We start from the raw sequence: 18,167 nt of genomic DNA, 5'->3' as shown, positions 1-18,167 counted from the left end.
TGGTTTAGTTGTGTTATATTGGCGCAAATGCGATGAGTTAAACGTGTTTGTGGCGTTTTTTGGTGCATTTTTCATCAAAATAGCGTTGTTTATCTGTTTTTAGTATGTTTTATAATATAAAAGTAAATCGTAAAGCTAAATAAAAGTAATTCTAAATATTTGAGGATCAATGGATATTGCAAGCGTAACCTTACGCAAACCTAGGGCTGTCGATGGCGACCCTGTTAATACTCTCATTAGTCATATACCCGAATTAGATAGCAACTCCTGTTACTGTAACCTGCTGCAATGTAGCCATTTTTCAGACACCTCTGTGCTGGCTGAAAGTGATGGTGAAGTGGTGGGTTTCGTGAGTGGATATCAGCAACCGAAAGACCCTTCTGTGCTCTTTATCTGGCAGGTGGCTATCGCCCCAGAAGCCAGAGGAATGGGCCTTGCAAGCAAGATGCTTCAAACATTGGTCGCACGTAAAACCGCTGTCTCCGTGACCCATATTGAGACCACCATCACAGCTGATAATCGTGCTTCTTGGGCACTTTTTAATCGGTTGGCAGATGACTGCGGTGCCGCTCTCGAACGCTCTCTGATATTCGATAGCAAAGATCATTTCAACGATAAGCACGATTCTGAGTTTTTGGCACGTATCGGCCCCCTATCGCGCTAATCCTTCGTATAGCTATATAAATTCATTTTTGACTAATTAAGTTTTAAATAACTAAGAGTACTGTTATGAAAATTTTTGAACAGATTGAATCTGAAGTTCAGTCTTATGCTCGTTCGTTTCCACGTATTTTTAACAAGGCGCAAGCCGAATTTCTCTATGATGAAGATGGTAATCGCTATCTCGATTTTCTCGCCGGTGCCGGCACGCTGAATTACGGTCACAACAATCCGCTGTTTAAAGAAAAGTTGCTGGAATATATCCATAGCGATGGTATTACCCATGGTTTGGATCTGCATACCAAAGCAAAAGGGGAATTTCTCGAAGCGTTTAACGAGAAAATTCTGAAGCCGCGTAATTTAGATTATGTGATGCAGTTTACGGGGCCGACCGGAACGAATGCGGTAGAGGCGGCGCTGAAATTGGCGCGGAACCTGACTGGCCGTGAAAACATTATCAGCTTCACTAACGGTTTCCATGGTGTGACGATGGGCGCACTGGCCGCAACGGGTAACTCTCACCACCGAGGTGCTGCAGGCGTGAGCCTAAGTGGTGTGAGCCGAATGCCTTATGACGGCTATCTTGGCGATGATATCGATACCACTGTCTATCTGGATAAAGTGTTGAGCGATTCCAGTAGCGGTATCGATAAGCCCGCCGCGGTTATTGTCGAAACGGTGCAGGGTGAAGGCGGTATTAATGCGGCTAGCTTTGAATGGTTAAAAAACCTAGATCAAGTTTGTAAGAAGCATGAGGTGCTGTTGATTGTTGATGATATTCAGGCGGGGTGTGGCCGCACCGGCACTTACTTCAGCTTTGAAGAAGCCGGTATTAAACCAGATATTGTCACGCTGTCGAAATCGTTGGGCGGCTATGGTTTGCCGTTCGCTGTCGTATTGTTCCGCCCAGAGTTGGATCTATGGAAGCCCGGCGAGCACAACGGCACATTCCGTGGTAACAACTTTGCTTTCATCACGGCGACGGCGGCGATCAATAGTTATTGGTCGGATGATACCTTCTCAAAAGAGGTGAAGGAGAAGGGCCGTTATATTTCACAGCGCTTGGAAAGCATTGTTGAAGAGTATGGCAATGGCAACTTTACTACCCGTGGCCGCGGTATGTTTCAGGGCATTAGCTGTGTGAACGGTGAACTGGCGGACAAAATTACCACCATCGCGTTTAAGAATGGTTTGATGATCGAAACCAGTGGTGCCGATGATCAGGTTGTTAAGTTGCTTTGTCCGTTGATTATCACTATGGAAAACCTAGCAACGGGTATCGATATTCTCGAGAGCGCGATTCGTGAAGTCTGCGCCAAAGAAGACCGTATTCCGAAGCAGAAAAAGTATTTCGATCCTATCGTGCTGGCGAGTTGATCTGGCGGTTGATGGATTGATGCACTCGGCGTGACGTTGACGCGCCATTGGTTGCCGGCGGAAAGCTGTTTTAGGGCGCGAGTTGCGCCTGCTCTTGAGGCCAGCAACACACACCATAATTGAATTAAAAGGGAATAATATGATCGTTCGTGATTTAGCCGCAGCAGAACAAAGTAATCGCCGCATTGTATCGCCGGATGGCAATTGGGAAAGCACGCGGATGCTGCTGAAAGACGACAATATGGGTTTTTCATTCCATATCACGACTATTTATAAAGGCGCCGATTTCGGTATGCATTATCAGAATCATCTGGAATCTGTGTATTGCGTCTCAGGAGAAGGGGAGATTGAAACCTTAGCCGATGGCAAAGTTTATCCGATTAAAGCGGGCACTCTGTATGTGTTAGATAAGCATGATAAGCATATTCTACGGGCTTTCGAAGAGATGAAAATGGCCTGTGTGTTTAACCCGCCGCTGAACGGTAAAGAAGTGCATAACGCAGAAGGAGCCTACGAACTGAATGCTGATACTGTTACAGCATGAAAACCGAAGGAGAGAGTATGTTAGCCTCGCAATCTTACGAGGATCACTATCCATCTCGCCAAGGTGTGCATCAGTTTACCCCACGGCATGATCCCACAGTGTATGCTCCGAATGATCGTGCAGCACCGATCGCCCAGGAGCAGATTGACGCCTATGTCAAAAATGGCTTCGTGGTGCTTGATGATCTGTTTTCGGATGTTGAAATACGGATGTTTCAGCAGGAAATGGAGCGCTTAACCACTGATAAAGAGGGTAAACCTTCAGAAACCATTACCGAGTCGGGCAGTGGTGAAGTGCGCTCCATCTTTCGGGTGCATGAGCGCAGCGCCCTGTTTAAGAAGCTGGCGTCCGATCCCCGTTTAGCTTCGTTGGCCCGTTATATTCTTAACGATGAGGTGTATATCCATCAGTCTCGATTGAACTTTAAGCCGGGATTTCGCGGTAAAGAGTTTTATTGGCACTCTGATTTCGAAACTTGGCACGTTGAAGATGGAATGCCAAGGATGCGGGCGCTGAGTATGTCGATCACGCTGACCGAGAATTTTGATTTCAATGGCTCACTGATGTTGGTGCCAGGTTCGCATCGCCAGTTTGCAAGCTGTGCTGGTGAAACACCGGAAAGCCACTTTAAAACGTCGTTGAAAAAGCAAGAATATGGCGTTCCCTCGGATGATCAGTTAAAGCAGTTGATCGGCGATGGCTCTATCGTTACTGCGAAATGTAAGCCAGGTAGTGTGATTGTGTTTGATTGTAATGTGATGCACGGCTCCAATGGCAATATTACGCCAGCGCCCCGTTCCAATGTGTTTTTTGTATATAACGCGCTGACTAACCGAGTGGTCGAGCCTTTTTGCAATCAGCCTGCACGGCCGGAATACATTTGTAGCCGTCAGCATATTGTGCCGGTGGCTAACTAACCGGCATCTGCTGCTTGCGTTGCCTTTTTTAAGGTAACGCGAGGTGCAGGCTAGGGCGACATTCTATTTATCTAAAATTCTGAGAGTTATGCATACTATAGAAAAAATCGGCGGCACATCGATGTCTGATTATGTGTCGGTACGCGATAATATTATTTTTAAACCCTCTAATCCTAACAGTCTCTATCAGCGGGTGTTTGTTGTCTCGGCCTACGGTGGTATCACCGACAAATTGCTAGAGCATAAGCGCAGTGGCCAGCCTGGGGTTTACGGTCTTTTTGCGAGCAGCATTGAAGACCGTAGCTGGTTATTGGCGTTAGAGCAGCTGAAATGCGAGATGTATGATCATAACCTGAAGTTGTTTGGTAAAGGTAACGCGCTGATTCGCGCCAATAACTTTATTGATGAGCGACTGCAGGATGCGCAAAAGTGTCTGACGGATCTGCATAGCTTATGTATGCATGGGCACTTTGCGCTGGATGCTCACCTAACGACGGTGCGGGAGATGCTAGCCAGTATCGGCGAAGCCCACAGTGCCTGGAATATGGTTGAACTGTTAAAAAAAGATGGTGTAAACGCCTGTTATATCGATTTGACCGGCTGGGACACTGATCGGCATATGTCGTTAGATGAGCGTATCTGTTCTGCGTTTAAGCATCTGGATCTGAGTACACAGTTGCCGGTTGTGACCGGTTATGCCCATAGTCAGGATGGCCTGATGTCCTCCTTTGATCGTGGTTATAGTGAGATGACCTTTAGTCGTCTGGCCGTGCTGACACAGGCTCGCGAAGCGGTTATTCATAAAGAGTTCCACCTGAGCAGCGCCGATCCGCGTCTCGTGGGTGAAGATAACGCTGTGCCTATTGGTCGCACCAACTATGATGTGGCCGATCAGTTAGCCAATCTAGGTATGGAAGCGATTCACCCGAAAGCGGCGAAAGGATTGCGTCAGCACAATGTGCCGTTGCGAGTAAAGAATACCTTCGAGCCAGAACATACCGGTACCTTGATTACCGGTGACTATGTCAGTGATACGCCTCGGGTCGAGATTATTGCCGGCTGCCGTGGCGTTTATGCACTGGAACTGTTTGATCAGGATATGGCTGGCAGTCTCGAAGATTATGATCGCGAGATCTTAGCGCTGATTAAGCGTTTTCGGGCACAGGTTGTCTCTAAAGATGTGAATGCCAATACGATTACCCACTATTTGGCGACTAACCTGAAAACGGTTAAACGCATTCGTGCCGCCCTGGCCGAACGTTTCTCTGATGCAGAATTAGACCACAAGAAGGTGGCTATCGTGTCGGCGATTGGCAGCGATATGGAAGTGCCAGGCATTCTGGCAAAAGCCGTGTGCGCCATCGCTGAGGGTGATGTCAGTGTGTTAGCTATTCATCAGTCGATGCGGCAGGTGGATATGCAGTTTGTGATCCAAGAAAGCGACTATGATGTCACGATTAAAAGCCTGCATAAGGCACTGGTCGAGGTCCACCATCATGGTCGGGCGATCTGCTTGTCGAGCTACTCGGCGCAACGGCTGAATTAATACTATGTTCGATGGTGCCAGAAACTGATAAGTTAGCAGCCTGAACGTTATACCGTTGTTAGCCATGTCGATAGCAGAGCTGTTGAGCGGTGATGACGTTCAGTTCGTTTAATATCAGGAGTGCTATGCATGTCTCAGGGAAATCTACGTATTGATCAGATTCACACAGCGATCGAGCGAGAGGATGAGGTAACACTCAATAATCTGCTGGCCGAGGTGAGTGCCAGTGAAACGGCCCGATTGATTGAGGGTTCCGCCCCCGAAAAGCGTAGTGTGATTTGGGATGTGTTGGATGTTCAAAAGCGCGCCGGTGTGCTCAATAGCGTTAATGGTGATATCCGTCAGTATCTGATTGATCACACCTCCCACGATGAGCTGTTAGAAAGCTTGTTTCTACTACAGCCCGATGAACTGGCCGATATCGACGAGGATCTGCCCGGCACGGTGATCAACGCCATGATCGCCGCGATGGATGAGTTGCGTAAACGCCGCTATAACAGCGTCAAGCATTATCCTGATAATACTGCGGGCGGTTTGATGGATACCGATACCACGGCCGTCAGGGCGGATGTATCTATTCTCTCTGTGTTACGTTATTTGCGCCTGCTACGAAATAAAGAAGGCGAGATGCCTGAACAATTTGATAGCTTAATGGTGGTTGATCGAAATAATAAACTATTAGGTGTATTGCCCCTCAGTGATGTTGTTTCGTTGCCTACGGACACTTTAGTCGCGGATATTCTCGATGATAGCTTTCAGGCGATCCCCGTTGATGCCAGCCAAGAAAAGGTTGCGCGTATATTCCAAGATTGTGACCTGCTGTCTGCCCCCGTTGTCGATGGTAATTACCGCTTGCTCGGGCGTATCACCATCGATGATGTGGTCGATGTGATTCAGGCGCAGGCCGATGCGAAAATGCTGAGTTCTGCCGGTTTGAAAAACCATACCGATATGTTTTCGCCGATTCTAAGCAGCGCGTATAAGCGTGGCTATTGGTTAGGGATTAATTTAGTAACAGCGTTTGTCGCGGCTTGGGTGATCGGGCTATTTGAAGCGGTCATCGAGCAATTGATCGCACTGGCGGTCTTAATGCCCGTGGTGGCGAGTATGGGCGGCGTGGCGGGGTCGCAAACACTGACCATCGTCACCCGAGGGTTGGCATTAAATCAAATAGGCCGCACTAATATCACCCAGCTAATTATCCATGAAGCCTCGGTAGTATTCCTGAATGGTATTGTCTGGGCGTTGACGGTGGCGGCTATTGCGCTGTATTGGTTTGGCGATCCGATGCTCGGCGCGGTGTTCGGCATAGCGTTGATGATTGTGTTGATTACCGGTGTAATCGGGGGGATCTTTATTCCGCTGATTCTTCAGCGGTTGGCTATCGATCCTGCGGTAGCTGGCAGCGTGGTGTTGACCACCTTTACCGATGCCATTGGTTTTTTCTCGTTCCTCGGCTTAGCCAAAGTATTGATCTGATAGGCGTGGTTTGATCAAAGCCCAAGCGCTTAATCCCTTAAGCGCTTGTCGGCGTCCCGTTTAAACAGTGGCTAGACGGCTCTTTAGCAGGTCCAGTAGTAGCTCATTGGTCATTGGTTTAGCCAATAAGTAACCCTGTATCATCGGTGAGCCATATTGTCGCAGAATATCGAGCTGCTCCTGTGTTTCTACACCTTCGACGATAGTTTTTAAAGATAGAGAGTTGGCCAGTGAGATAATCCCTGATACCAGCGCCTGATCATCTTTATCGAACACTAGATCATCAATAAATGATTTATCAATTTTTAAGCGTTTGACGGGATATTTTTTCAGATAGCTGAGGGATGAATAGCCGGTACCGAAGTCATCAATGGCGATATCGATACCTTGCGAGACGATATTATCGAGTTGGTTGTATATTCTCTTCTGATCCATCATCAGTGCACTTTCGGTGATCTCGACGATAATATCGGTTCCACTGAGCTCAAGTGCCATCAACTCTCTATTTAATATATCGGCGACGTTGCCCCGAAGGAACTGCGCACTGGAAATATTGATACTGACCTTGGGCGTTTGTACCGGCGCTTCACCGAAGCTAATGCGAAGTTGTTTGGCAAACTGGCAAGCCTCTTGGATAACCCACTCACCTAAGCTATGAATGAGTGCAGACTCTTCCGCTAGCGGAATGAATTCCAGTGGTGAAATCGTGCCTCTTTCTGGATGCTGCCAGCGAATCAAGGCTTCCACCGATTCAATACTCTGGCCATCCGTTGACCAGATAGGTTGGTAGACCAAATAAAACTCGCCTCGTTCTAAGGCTTTATAAATGTTCTGCTCAAGCAGGCTGCGTTTTCTTGAGACTTCGTTCATCTCTTCATTAAAGTATTCGCGGGTATTGCGTCCAGCTTCTTTCGCTTTATACATGGCGTTATCGGCATTGATCACCAGCTTTTCGCTGATAGCACCATTGTCTGGATAGATGGCGATACCGATACTGCAGGAGATATAAGCCTCGTGGCCGTCAAGCTGATAAGGCCGGACAAGAGCGCTTAGGGCTTTATCGGCAATCTTATCGATGGTTGATAGTTTTTCTAGTTCGGGCACGATAATGGCGAACTCATCACCACCGAGTCGGGCAACGGTATCGCTTTTACGGACACAGGCCTGTAACCGATCAGCTACCTGCTGGAGTAACAGGTCACCGGTGTAGTGGCCGAATGTGTCGTTGACATATTTGAAACGGTCGAGGTCGAGATATATCAGCGCCGCTTTCGTTTGGCTACGTTCTGAAAACGCAATGGCCTGATTTAGACGGTCATCGAACAGGTTTCTGTTAGGTAGTCCGGTTAGTGCATCGTAGTTTGCCTGATGAATAATAACCGCTTCATTATGCTTACGTTTAGTTATATCGCTGAACAGCGTGACATAACCTTCAAGATTGCCTTTCGGGTCATAGCGAGAGGAGATGACCACCCATTGAGGGTAGAGTTCGCCATTCTTACGTCGATTCCAGATCTCACCTTCCCATAAATGCGTCTTTTCAAGCTCTTCGTAAACGGTTTTATAGAAGTTATCGGTGTGTTTTCCAGATTTTAGTATGGCGGGATTTTTACCTAAAACTTCAGATTGTTGATAGCCGGTGATCGATTCAAACGAAGGGTTTACCATCTGAATGCGATTTTGTTGGTCCGTGACCATGATCGCCTCAGCAGCGGCACCGAAGACCTCTGAAGCGAGTCGGAGTTTTTCTTGGGCTTCTTTTTCTTCGGTAATCGGGCGTTTGAGGGCGATAAAATGGGTGATGACGCCGTCATCATTAATGAGTGGGCTGATGGATGCATTTTCCCAATACAGCGTGCCATTTTTATGTTTATTATGAAACTCACCGGTCCACGTTTCGCCATCCACCAGTGTCTGCCACATCGCTTCATATTCATTATCGGCCATATCACCGGATTTGAGAAAGCGAGGGTTTTGGCCAATAATTTCGTTACGATTATAGCCGGTTACGGTTTCGAAACTTCGGTTTACATATTCGATAGAGCCATCTGGGTCGGTTATCACAATAATGGTTGGGTTGTGTTCGACGACTTCAGACAGCAGGTGTACTTCATCTTTCATTTCGAGTGCGTTTTTGCTCAGGCGCACGACAAAATAGGTACCAGCGATGAGCGCACTGATGGCGATGAACAGAATCAGTATCAGACCATTTTTTTGTTTCAGCCAAAGGACCAAGGAGCGTTTATGGTCTGTCACGACAGATACGGCCAATGGATATTTAGAGAGTAGCTCCATACTAATACTAGAGAATTCAACCGAACTGAGTGACCGGTTAACATTTTCAGCATCGGCATTTTCGGCTAATGCGGCCTTGAGGTTGCCGATAACACGGGGGCGGTTGGGGCCATAGAGACCTTTTTGTAGCAAGGCATTGCCAGCAAAGTCGGTTAGGTAAACGCTATCGGATTTTTCTAAATTGAGGTCATTGATATAGCGTTTGAAATAGCTAGGGTTAAAGGTGGCAATAATTAGTAGCTTGTCACCGTCTGCGGCAAGGGTTTCAAAACCGATTGGGATTAAACTACGAAGATTACCCTCTTCAGGAAAATAGCCTTCTTTGGGGAGAAAACGTCCCTTGAGCGGTGTGCCGATCACCATGCCTAAGGAGAAGGGGCTGCGGTTGGGGTTATTTAAGCCTAGAATATTCAGGTTGATATTATTGTTTGCATTATCGTGTGTATCGATAATGGTATTGTTGCCTTTGACCACCACTATTTGACGTAGTTGTGGGGCAAATTTCAGTGTTTTCAGTGCTCGGTCGCGCATATTATTGATATGTGCTGCACTCAGGTTGCCCTCGCGCAGATCATCTGTGAGCGAGATGAGGGTGATCTCTAGGGCTTCAAATGTTCGGGTAATGGTGCTTTCAATCATCCGAGCATAGAGCGCTGACCGTTCGTTTCTTTCATCAATGCTCTGAAGAAAGCTGAGCCACAGCGTAATGCAGATCAGACTGATCGCACAAATCAGTCCTCCATAGAGCCATTTTGCAAAAGAAGGGGGCTTTTTTACATCATATTTGCGCATATATTTACAACTTAAATCAAAGAAACGCTACAAACACCGCCATAGCTCACATAAGATATTGTACCTTAGAAACCATTTGATTCCAGCCACCACTCAGGAAGTCATGTTTATGAAGAATAAGTATCAGATCCCTTCGTTATTTATCGCTGCTGTTATGGCTATCGGTGTTAACTCTGTATTCGCCAGTGAACGGGCTGAAAAGATTCGGGTGGCTGGGGAAATTAAGGTTTGTATCTGGCCGGATTATTTTGCCATCAGTTACCGTAACCCCCGTACGCATCGGCTAGAAGGTATTGATATTGATATGGCCCGTGAGTTGGCCAAGAGCATGAACGTTAAACTTACCTTTGTGGAGAGCTCATTTTCTCAATTGGTCGAGAATATGGGAAATGATGCCTGTGATATTGCGATGCATGCGATAGGTGTGCGTGATGACCGAAAACCCTTTATGGAGTTTTCTCAACCCTATCTCGCGAGTGGTATCTATGCGGTAGGTACAAAAGATAATGATCAGTTAGATAGCTGGGATAAAATTGATAGAGACGGCGTGGTGGTTGTGGTGCAAAAAGGCACCTATATGGAGCCCGTGGTTAAAGCAAGATTTAAGTATGCAGATGTTTCCGTGGTGGATAGCTTTAAAGCGCGTGAGCAGGAAGTGCTCAGTGGCCGGGCCGATGTATTTATGGGCGATTATCCCTATGGAAAACGGATGGTTGCATTGACCAGTTGGGCCGTTTTGTTAGCACCGGATAAACCCTTTGCGAAGACTAATTATGCCTATGCGGTGCCCAAAGGGGAAACAGACTGGCTAAAAGAGATTGATGCTTTTTTGCTGAAGATGAAAACCAGTGGGAAACTAGCAGAGTATGCCGAGAAGAATGGCCTTACTGAGATCTTGGTGGACGACTGAATTTTTAAGTAAGGTGTTGAATGTGCCATCGAGTGAGCAATAGGCTAATTTTAATGCTCAGCTTATGCGGTTACCTCAAACGGAAAAAGGCGGATATCACTGATATCCGCCTTTTTTAATTGTATTTTTTGGGTGTGGGCAACAATACCCTTAGTCTTTTTTCATCCACTGATCGAGGCCGATAACATCGTCAGGGCTAAGGGTGCCGATCTGTTGCTTGAAGTTAAACAGGTTCTGAATGTAATCGAAACGGGCATTGGCATAGTCGCGTTGAGCCGTATAAAGCTGCTGTTCTGCTTGTAAGACATCGACCACATTTCGGGTACCCACATTGAAGCCTTCTTCTGTGGCATTTAATGCGGTTTCACTCGATAGAATACTCTGCTTACGCGCGGCTACACTGAGTACTCCGGTCTGCAGGTTGCGTAACAAATTACGGGTTTCAAGAATCACCCCACGAAGGGCGTCGTCCTGATTATATTGGGCTTCGCTAAAACCGTATTTAGCTTGACGGCTAAGTGAGTTGATGGAACCGCCAGAGTAAATGGGCATCGACAGGCTTAAGCCGATCTGATTGGTTTCCCAGTCTCCGTTGGGATAGCTCGATGAGCCGCTATCCTTATCATGGCTAACGGTAAGCGACAGGGTCGGTAGGCGGCCACTGGCGGCGGCTTGTGATTGACGACGGGCTGCTTCGGTGGTCGCTTGGGCTACTTTAAGCGCTAGGTTGCCCTCTTGAGCTTTTTCGATCCAAGCCTGGGGTTCTATTGGGCTGATGTTTTCCACAGGGTAATTTGTCGCTAGCGGGTCAATGCTACCTACGGGCTGTCCGGTAAGTCGTTCCAGTGCTTGGAAGCTATTATCGAGATCGCCTTCAGCGAGAATACGGGTAACCTTGGCATTGTCGTAGGTGGCCTGAGCTTCCTGAACATCGGTAATGGCGATTAGACCTACTTCGAACTGTGCGTTTACCTGATCAAGACGACGCTTAATCGCTCGCTCTTCGGCTTGCGACGTTTCTAGGGCTGTTTGTGCCCGTAATACATCAAGATAACTAGTTACCACGTGCAGAATCAACGTTTGCTGTGCCTGATCAAACTGAAGTGATGCGGCCTCAGATTGAGCGATACCCTGTTTATAGGTAAACCACGCCGCAGCCGAAAATAATGGTTGGCTTAAGCTGACGGTATAGCCATTGTTGTTATAGTCGGTGGAGTTGTAATTGACCCAAGTGGTGTTACCCGTCAGAGAAAGCGTGGGTAATAATCCGGCACGGCCTTGAGGTAGCGCTTCTTGGCCCGCTTTAGCTGCCGCTTCTGCCGCTTTAAGTTGCGGATCTTGGGCCAGCGCTTGTTGGTAAATGTTGGTCAGTGCCCCAGCACTGACGTGCGGAGCAACCAGGGCACAGCTGATGGCTGTAGCCAGCAGAGTACGATGAATGGTACGTTTAATTGCTTTCACTGCTCTGATCCTTGTTCCATAAGTTGAATGTCCGGCTCTACTTTTTTGAACAGGCGCCGGCCTAAATAGCTGTAAACTGTCGGTACGATAAATAAGGTTAACAAGGTACCGAATGTCAAACCGCCGACGATAACCCAACCTATTTGCTGGCGGCTCTCTGCACCAGCACCAAAGGCAATGGCCAACGGTATGGTGCCGAGCACCATCGCGCCGGTGGTCATCAGAATAGGGCGTAAACGCATGGTGGCCGATTCAATAATGGCTTCTTGTAAATCGCGCCCCTGATCCTGAAGCTGGTTGGCAAATTCTACTATGAGAATACCATGCTTGGTAATCAAACCTATCAAGGTAATCAAACCTATCTGGCTGTAGATATTCAGGCTGCCACCGGTAAAGTACAGAGCCGACAGGCCACCAAACAGTGCGGGTGGTACTGATAACATGATAATCATCGGGTTACGGAAGCTTTCAAACTGCGCCGCCAGAACCAAAAAGGTAAAGACGAGTGCTAAAGCTGCCGTCAGTATCAGACCGCTACCGGACTTCTTGAATTCGCGGGATTGTCCGCCGAAGTCGTAGAGTGTTTCTGGGCTGATTTCTGCCATTTGTTGTTCAATAAAGTCCAGTGCTTCACCGACACTGTAGCCCGGCGCCAGAATGGCTTGGAATTTAACCGCTTTCATCTTATCAAAATGGTTTAGCTCTTTAGGCGCAACACTCTCGTGAATATCGACGACTGAACTCAGTTGAACCATATGGCCATCATTGGTCCGCAAATATAGATTGCTTAGATCGCTTGGGCTGCGGCGCAAAGAGGGCTCTACCTGCAGAATAACATCGTACTGATCACCATCCTTTTTAAAGCGAGTAACATTACGACTGGCCATGTAAGTCTCGATGCTACGTCCGATCAGGTTGATATCCAGCCCCATTTCAGACGCTTGATCCCGATTGACGATCAATGTTAGTTCAGGTTTGTTCAACTTGAGGTCGATATCCGGTTGAATAAAGCCCGGATTTTTCAAGATACGCGCCATCAACTGATCGGAGATTGTCTTAAGCTCAGCAAAATCGGTATTGGATTTGATAATGAATTCCACCGGACGAGAGATAAAGCTCTGTCCTAGCGAGGGTGGGTTCATCGCAAATGACATGGTTCCGATTACGCCGCCAAACAGCTGTGGCGTGAGTTCGGCAACGATCCCCTGCTGCTTTTGGCTTCGTTCGTCCCAAGGTTTAAGGCCAAGGAATGACATGGAGTTCGTCTCTGTTGGAAAACCAACGATGGTGAAATAGCGATCCGCAGAGGTTTGCTTCGCCAGCATTCCTTCAACCTGTTTAGCGTAACGGTCGACATAGTCGACAGAGGCACCATCAGGAGAGATAGACATAGCCAGAATCGTACCACGGTCTTCGACGGGGGCCAGTTCCTGCGGTAGTTGATTAAACAGGAAGCCTGCACCGACAAGACTACCGACCATGATAACAACTGCCAACAACCGTGAGCGTAGTACTTTTTTCAACAGTGACTGATAGCCGTTGGTTAAGCTGACTATCCAGCCTTCGATCAGGTTGAAGATATAGCTGTGACGTTTTTCATGGTGGAGTAAGCGTGAGCACATCATGGGAGACAGTGACAGGGCGATAAAACCAGACACCAATACCGCACCTGCCAATGTGAGTGCAAACTCAGTAAATAGCTTGCCGGTACGTCCTGGTGTAAAGGCAACAGGCGCAAATACCGCAACCAGTGTCAGGGTGGTCGCGATAATCGCAAAGCCGATCTCTTTACTGCCTTTGAATGCCGCTTGAATCGGGGATAAGCCCTCTTCGACGTGGCGATAAATGTTCTCCAGCATCACAATCGCATCATCGACCACCAAGCCGATCGCCAATACCATTGCGAGCAGTGTCAGGGTGTTAATACTGAACCCCATCATCAGCATCAGTGCAAAGCAACCGACGAGGGATAACGGAATGGTCACAATCGGAATTAACGTGGCGCGAATGTTACGCAGGAAGAAAAAGATAACGGCGACAACCAGCAAGCTGGCTTCAAAAATCGTTTGAAAGACCGATTTAATTGACTCCGAAATGAAGATTGAGGAGTCATAGGCGATCTCAATATTAACGCCTTCAGGCAGTGCCGCTTTAATTTGTGGCAGGCGTTCTTGAATGCCGTTGGACACATCCAGTGGATTAGAGGTGGACTGCTTAACGACACCGAGTGCAACGGCAGGTTTACCGTTAAAACGTGACTTTTTACGTTCATCTTCAGGGGCGATTTCTACCCGTGCAACATCTTTAATTCGTACTGGATAGCTGTTTTCATTACGAATAATGATATTTTCGAACTGCTCAACCGTATTCAAGTCCGTGCGGGACAGCACACTGAATTCGCGCTGATTACTTTCAATTCGTCCCGCAGGAATTTCGATGTTCTGGCTACTAAGGGCCGCTTCGATGTCCCGTGGAATAATCTGATAAGCCGCCATACGAGCGGGGTCTAGCCAGATGCGCATGGCGAATCGACGGTCACCAAAGAGCATCACATTGGCCACACCATCGACGGTTTGTAATGGGTCTTTTACCATTCGGTCGGCGATCTCAGAGATCTCCATCATTGAATGGTTATCGGACGATAATGCTAGCCAGAAAACCGGCTGAGCATCGGCTTCGGTTTTCGCCGTAATCGGCTCTTCGACATCATCCGGTAGGTTACCGCGTACTCGACCGACACGGTCGCGAACATCACTGGCGGCATCATCAGGGTCGCGGCTTAGCTTGAATGTCACGGTTATCTGGCTTGATTCCGACCGACTCACCGAGCTGATATAGTCAATGCCTTCAATACCGGAAAGTGAATCCTCAATGATTTGGGTGACTTGAGTTTCAATAATAGATGCACTGGCACCGGGATAACTGGTTTCAACGGTAACCACCGGCACATCAATTTTGGGATATTCTCGGACGGTCAGGCGATCATAGGAAACCGCCCCCACCAGTAATATCAACAGACTCATGACGATCGCGAGTACCGGTCGCTTGATGCTGATTTCAGAAAGGCTCATGCTCAGGCTCCCGGTTGTTCAGCCGCTGGGGCTGAAGGCTGTTCAGTCCCATCAACGAAAATCGGTGTAACGGGCGATCCAGGGAACAGTTTGAGCTGACCGGCTGTTACAATCACCTGATCAACGGACAGGCCGGAGATAATGTTAACCGCGCCATTACGACGGATGCCTAGCTTAACCGGAACCATGTCAATCTTTTCGTCGGTGACTGTCATGACAAAAAATTCATTGTTTTTCGGGATGATCGCTTCTTCTGGCACCATGATCGCGTGATTATCGATCTGAGTGATGATTTGTATCCGAGCAAATAGACCGGCACGCAGCAGATTATCACGGTTTTCTATTTTCGCCCGGATAGCGATGTTATGGTTACGCGCATCAATATTAGGTGATATCGCGTAGATCTCGCCGCTGAAGCTTTCCCCCGGCAGAGCGTCAATCAGTACCTTAACCTGTTGTCCGATACGGATGTTTGACAGTTGATTTTCTGGTACTTTGAAATCGACCTTCATAATGCTGATATCGGTCAGCTGAACGAGGTCTTGACCAATATTGACATAGTCACCCGGGCTAAATTTACGTAAGCCGATAACGCCATCGAAGGGGGCACTGATGGTCATTTTATTCAATTTTGTTTGTGCCACAGCCTGTTGAGCTTGATCAACCTGTAACTGAGCCAGCGAGGAGTCTTTATCTTGCTGTGAGCCAACCCGCTTTTTGACTAGGCTATCGGCGCGTTGGTAGTCGATACGGCTAAGGTTAACCCGCGCTTTGCTTTCCTGCAGCTGGGCTTTATAAAGAGACGATTCGAGCACAATCAGTTGATCACTCGCCTTGACCGGTGCGCCTTCGGTGAATAACACCTTTTCGACGATTCCGCTCTGTTCAGGGCGAAGTATAATCGACTCATTAGCATTGAGTGTCCCGACGGCTTCAATCATATGAACCAACGGTTCACTTTTTACATGGACAACTTCCGCCGGTAGACCCGCCGCTTGGGCTGGCACAGCGATATTCAGTGCCACACCGATAATTAGGGGGGCAAAAAGTTGATTAAGTTTCATGATGTGTTTCATCCCTGTTGGTCGGGTTAAGTGGTGCAAAGAGTGTACATAGCATATCGGCTGCGTCACTTAAGGGCTGGGTGGAGGCTTCCACTTTAGTACGCAGTAATGCGCCTTGCCAGCAATCCCAGAATAACTGAGCTAATGCCCGTGCGGAAAGGTCGTCACGAAAACTCCCTTCCTGTTGTGCGTTTTGAAAATGTATTTCAATACAATCGATGACTCGGCTGCAGGATGAATCGATAATCTGACGAAATGAATCACTCGCATTACCCAGTTCACCCATCAGGTTGGTGAGCAAGCAGCCGGTTGTCATCGGGTCTTCTTTATATTCCTCGATGAAGAGGTCCAGTGAGGCGCGAAACTGAGTGCGTATGTCGCCGCTGGTGATGGCGCTCCATGACTCCCATTTTTCATCATCGAGTTGGTGGCTATATTCTAATACGGCGACCGCGAATTGCTCCTTACTTGAAAAATAATTATAGAAAGAACCTTTAGGCACCTGACAGGTATCTAAAATCTCTTTTAATCCGGTGCCGTGATAACCTTTGCGGTTAAACAACTCCATCCCTGTCTGCAGAATTCTTTCTCGATTGTGTTCATTTCTCTTAGGTCGAGTCATTTTGATTAGACCGGTCGTCTTAAAAAGATAAGAGCAGGATTATAAGTCCCGACTTGGCAAATGCAAATGAAGTATTAAAGAAAATTTGTCATGACTTGTAAACCACCAAATATGGTGCACAAGCTTAATTAGGTTGCAATGGGTTGCACGAATATGGGGCGAAAAAAAACCGAGCAAGCCCGGTTTTTTTACTGTGCAAAATGATTATTTTTCTAACGCCGCTTTGATGCGGTTGAGCGCGTCTTCAAGAATATCCATTGAGGTTGCAAAGGATAAACGCATATTGCCCGGTGCGCCAAAGGCAGAACCCGGTACAAGTGCAACACCGGCTTCCATGAGCAGGAACTCTGCAAGATCGATATCGTTGGCAAACCGATCATCATTGTCGATGATCTGTTGAAAGCTTGGGAACGCATAAAAGGTTCCGTCGGCAGGGATGCAATCAACGCCTTCAATCTCATTGAGTTTTCCAACCACAAAGTCATGACGTTGTTTAAAAGCTTTAACCATCTCGGCGACGCAGCTCTGATCACCATCCAGTGCGGCTTGGGCAGCAACCTGTGAGATCGACGTTGGGTTAGAGGTGCTTTGCGATTGTATTTTCTTCATCGCGCCAATCAGCTTAGCAGGCCCTGCGGCATAGCCGATACGCCAGCCTGTCATTGAATACGCTTTAGAAACACCATTCAGCACAATGGTACGGTCATAGAGTTCGGGCGCGACGTTAAGGATATTGATGAACGGCGCATCGGTATAAAGGATGTGTTCATACATATCATCGGTGGCAACCAGTACATCTGGGTGCTGCGCCAATACATCGGCTAATGCTCGTAGCTCTGCTTCAGTATAAGCAACCCCAGTAGGGTTAGATGGACTGTTCAGTACGAGTAGGCGGGTTTTGGCAGTGATGGCCGCTTCTAGCTGTGCCGGCGTGATTTTAAAACGGGCTTCCTGGGTGGTGGTCACAATGACCGGCACACCTTCACCCATCAATACCATATCGGGATAGGATACCCAGTAAGGCGCGGGGATGATCACTTCATCGCCGGGGTTTAATAGTGCTAGCGACAAATTGAAAAAGCTTTGCTTACCGCCGCAGGATACGAGAATCTGATTGGCTTCGTAGACAAAGCCGTTATCCCGTTTGAACTTTGCAATAATCGCTTTTTTCAGACCAGGCGTACCATCAACCGCTGTGTATTTCGTGAAGCCGTTGTTGAGGGCTTCAATCGCAGCGTTTTTAATATGATCCGGGGTGTCAAAATCAGGTTCGCCGGCGCCCAGGCCAATAATGTTTTTACCTTCAGCGCGTAATTCAGCAGCGCGATTCGTTACTGCCAGCGTGGGAGAAGGTTTGATGCTGTTAACGCGATCGGAAAGTTGCATTGTCCTAGCCATATCCTCTGAAAAAAAGTGGTCGTGTACCACG

At 47.7% G+C, this 18,167-nt stretch carries 13 protein-coding genes; 7 read left to right on the top strand and 6 right to left on the bottom strand.

The features are described 5' to 3' along the window. Positions 1-169: 169 nt before the first annotated feature. The 6 genes from ectA (at position 170) to mgtE (ending at position 6,523) form a co-directional block, all read left to right on the top strand. Positions 170-664, top strand: coding sequence for a diaminobutyrate acetyltransferase (gene ectA, locus KO512_RS02385; RefSeq protein ID WP_215950739.1), 495 nt, complete (start codon positions 170-172; stop codon positions 662-664). A gap of 65 nt (positions 665-729) precedes the next feature. Beyond that, a complete protein-coding gene (ectB, locus tag KO512_RS02380; RefSeq protein ID WP_215950738.1) occupies positions 730-2,037 on the top strand; it encodes a diaminobutyrate--2-oxoglutarate transaminase in 1,308 nt (435 codons plus the stop codon). A gap of 139 nt (positions 2,038-2,176) precedes the next feature. After that, positions 2,177-2,581, top strand: a complete 405-nt coding sequence (locus KO512_RS02375; protein ID WP_215950737.1) for an ectoine synthase — start codon at positions 2,177-2,179, stop codon at positions 2,579-2,581. 17 nt (positions 2,582-2,598) lie between these two features. Continuing rightward, positions 2,599-3,498, top strand: a complete 900-nt coding sequence (thpD, locus tag KO512_RS02370) for an ectoine hydroxylase (protein ID WP_252734747.1) — start codon at positions 2,599-2,601, stop codon at positions 3,496-3,498. A gap of 88 nt (positions 3,499-3,586) precedes the next feature. Continuing rightward, positions 3,587-5,044 carry an aspartate kinase gene (locus KO512_RS02365; protein WP_215950735.1) on the top strand — a complete coding sequence of 486 codons (1,458 nt, stop codon included), beginning with the start codon at positions 3,587-3,589 and terminating at the stop codon, positions 5,042-5,044. Between the two features lie 129 nt (positions 5,045-5,173). After that, positions 5,174-6,523 (top strand): magnesium transporter, encoded by a 1,350-nt coding sequence (gene mgtE / locus KO512_RS02360; RefSeq protein WP_215950734.1) that lies wholly within the window; start codon positions 5,174-5,176, stop codon positions 6,521-6,523. Positions 6,524-6,583: 60 nt separating this feature from the next. Here mgtE and KO512_RS02355 read toward each other — a convergent pair whose 3' ends face one another. Next, positions 6,584-9,610 carry an EAL domain-containing protein gene (locus KO512_RS02355; RefSeq protein WP_215950733.1) on the bottom strand — a complete coding sequence of 1,009 codons (3,027 nt, stop codon included), beginning with the start codon at positions 9,608-9,610 and terminating at the stop codon, positions 6,584-6,586. A 109-nt stretch (positions 9,611-9,719) separates the two neighbouring features. On the opposite strand from KO512_RS02355, the gene KO512_RS02350 reads away from it, so the two are divergent. After that, positions 9,720-10,520: a substrate-binding periplasmic protein gene (locus tag KO512_RS02350; protein WP_215950732.1), complete on the top strand. Its 801-nt coding sequence runs from the start codon at positions 9,720-9,722 to the stop codon at positions 10,518-10,520. A 150-nt stretch (positions 10,521-10,670) separates the two neighbouring features. Here the strand turns inward: KO512_RS02350 and KO512_RS02345 are convergent, their stop codons facing one another. The 5 genes from KO512_RS02345 to KO512_RS02325 form a co-directional block, all read right to left on the bottom strand. Next, the gene (locus KO512_RS02345) at positions 10,671-11,981 is read right to left on the bottom strand and encodes a TolC family outer membrane protein (RefSeq protein WP_303493054.1); all 1,311 of its coding nucleotides are present in this window, start codon (positions 11,979-11,981) and stop codon (positions 10,671-10,673) included. Further along, positions 11,978-15,052 (bottom strand): efflux RND transporter permease subunit, encoded by a 3,075-nt coding sequence (locus tag KO512_RS02340; RefSeq protein WP_215950731.1) that lies wholly within the window; start codon positions 15,050-15,052, stop codon positions 11,978-11,980. Before KO512_RS02340 ends, KO512_RS02345 begins: the two co-directional genes overlap by 4 nt. Positions 15,053-15,054: 2 nt before the next feature. Further along, complete coding sequence (locus tag KO512_RS02335; RefSeq protein ID WP_252734745.1) at positions 15,055-16,116, bottom strand: efflux RND transporter periplasmic adaptor subunit; 1,062 nt, start codon at positions 16,114-16,116, stop codon at positions 15,055-15,057. Continuing rightward, positions 16,106-16,738, bottom strand: a complete 633-nt coding sequence (locus KO512_RS02330; RefSeq protein ID WP_215950729.1) for a TetR/AcrR family transcriptional regulator — start codon at positions 16,736-16,738, stop codon at positions 16,106-16,108. The genes KO512_RS02335 and KO512_RS02330 overlap by 11 nt, the downstream gene beginning before the upstream one ends. 204 nt (positions 16,739-16,942) lie before the next feature. Then, entirely contained in the window at positions 16,943-18,124 is a 1,182-nt protein-coding gene (locus KO512_RS02325) for a pyridoxal phosphate-dependent aminotransferase (RefSeq protein ID WP_215950728.1), read from the bottom strand. Between the last annotated feature and the right edge of the window lie 43 nt (positions 18,125-18,167).

The organism is Amphritea atlantica (assembly GCF_018860855.1).
GTDB lineage: Bacteria > Pseudomonadota > Gammaproteobacteria > Pseudomonadales > Balneatricaceae > Amphritea > Amphritea atlantica_A.
This window is presented reverse-complemented; position numbering and strand designations above follow the sequence as displayed.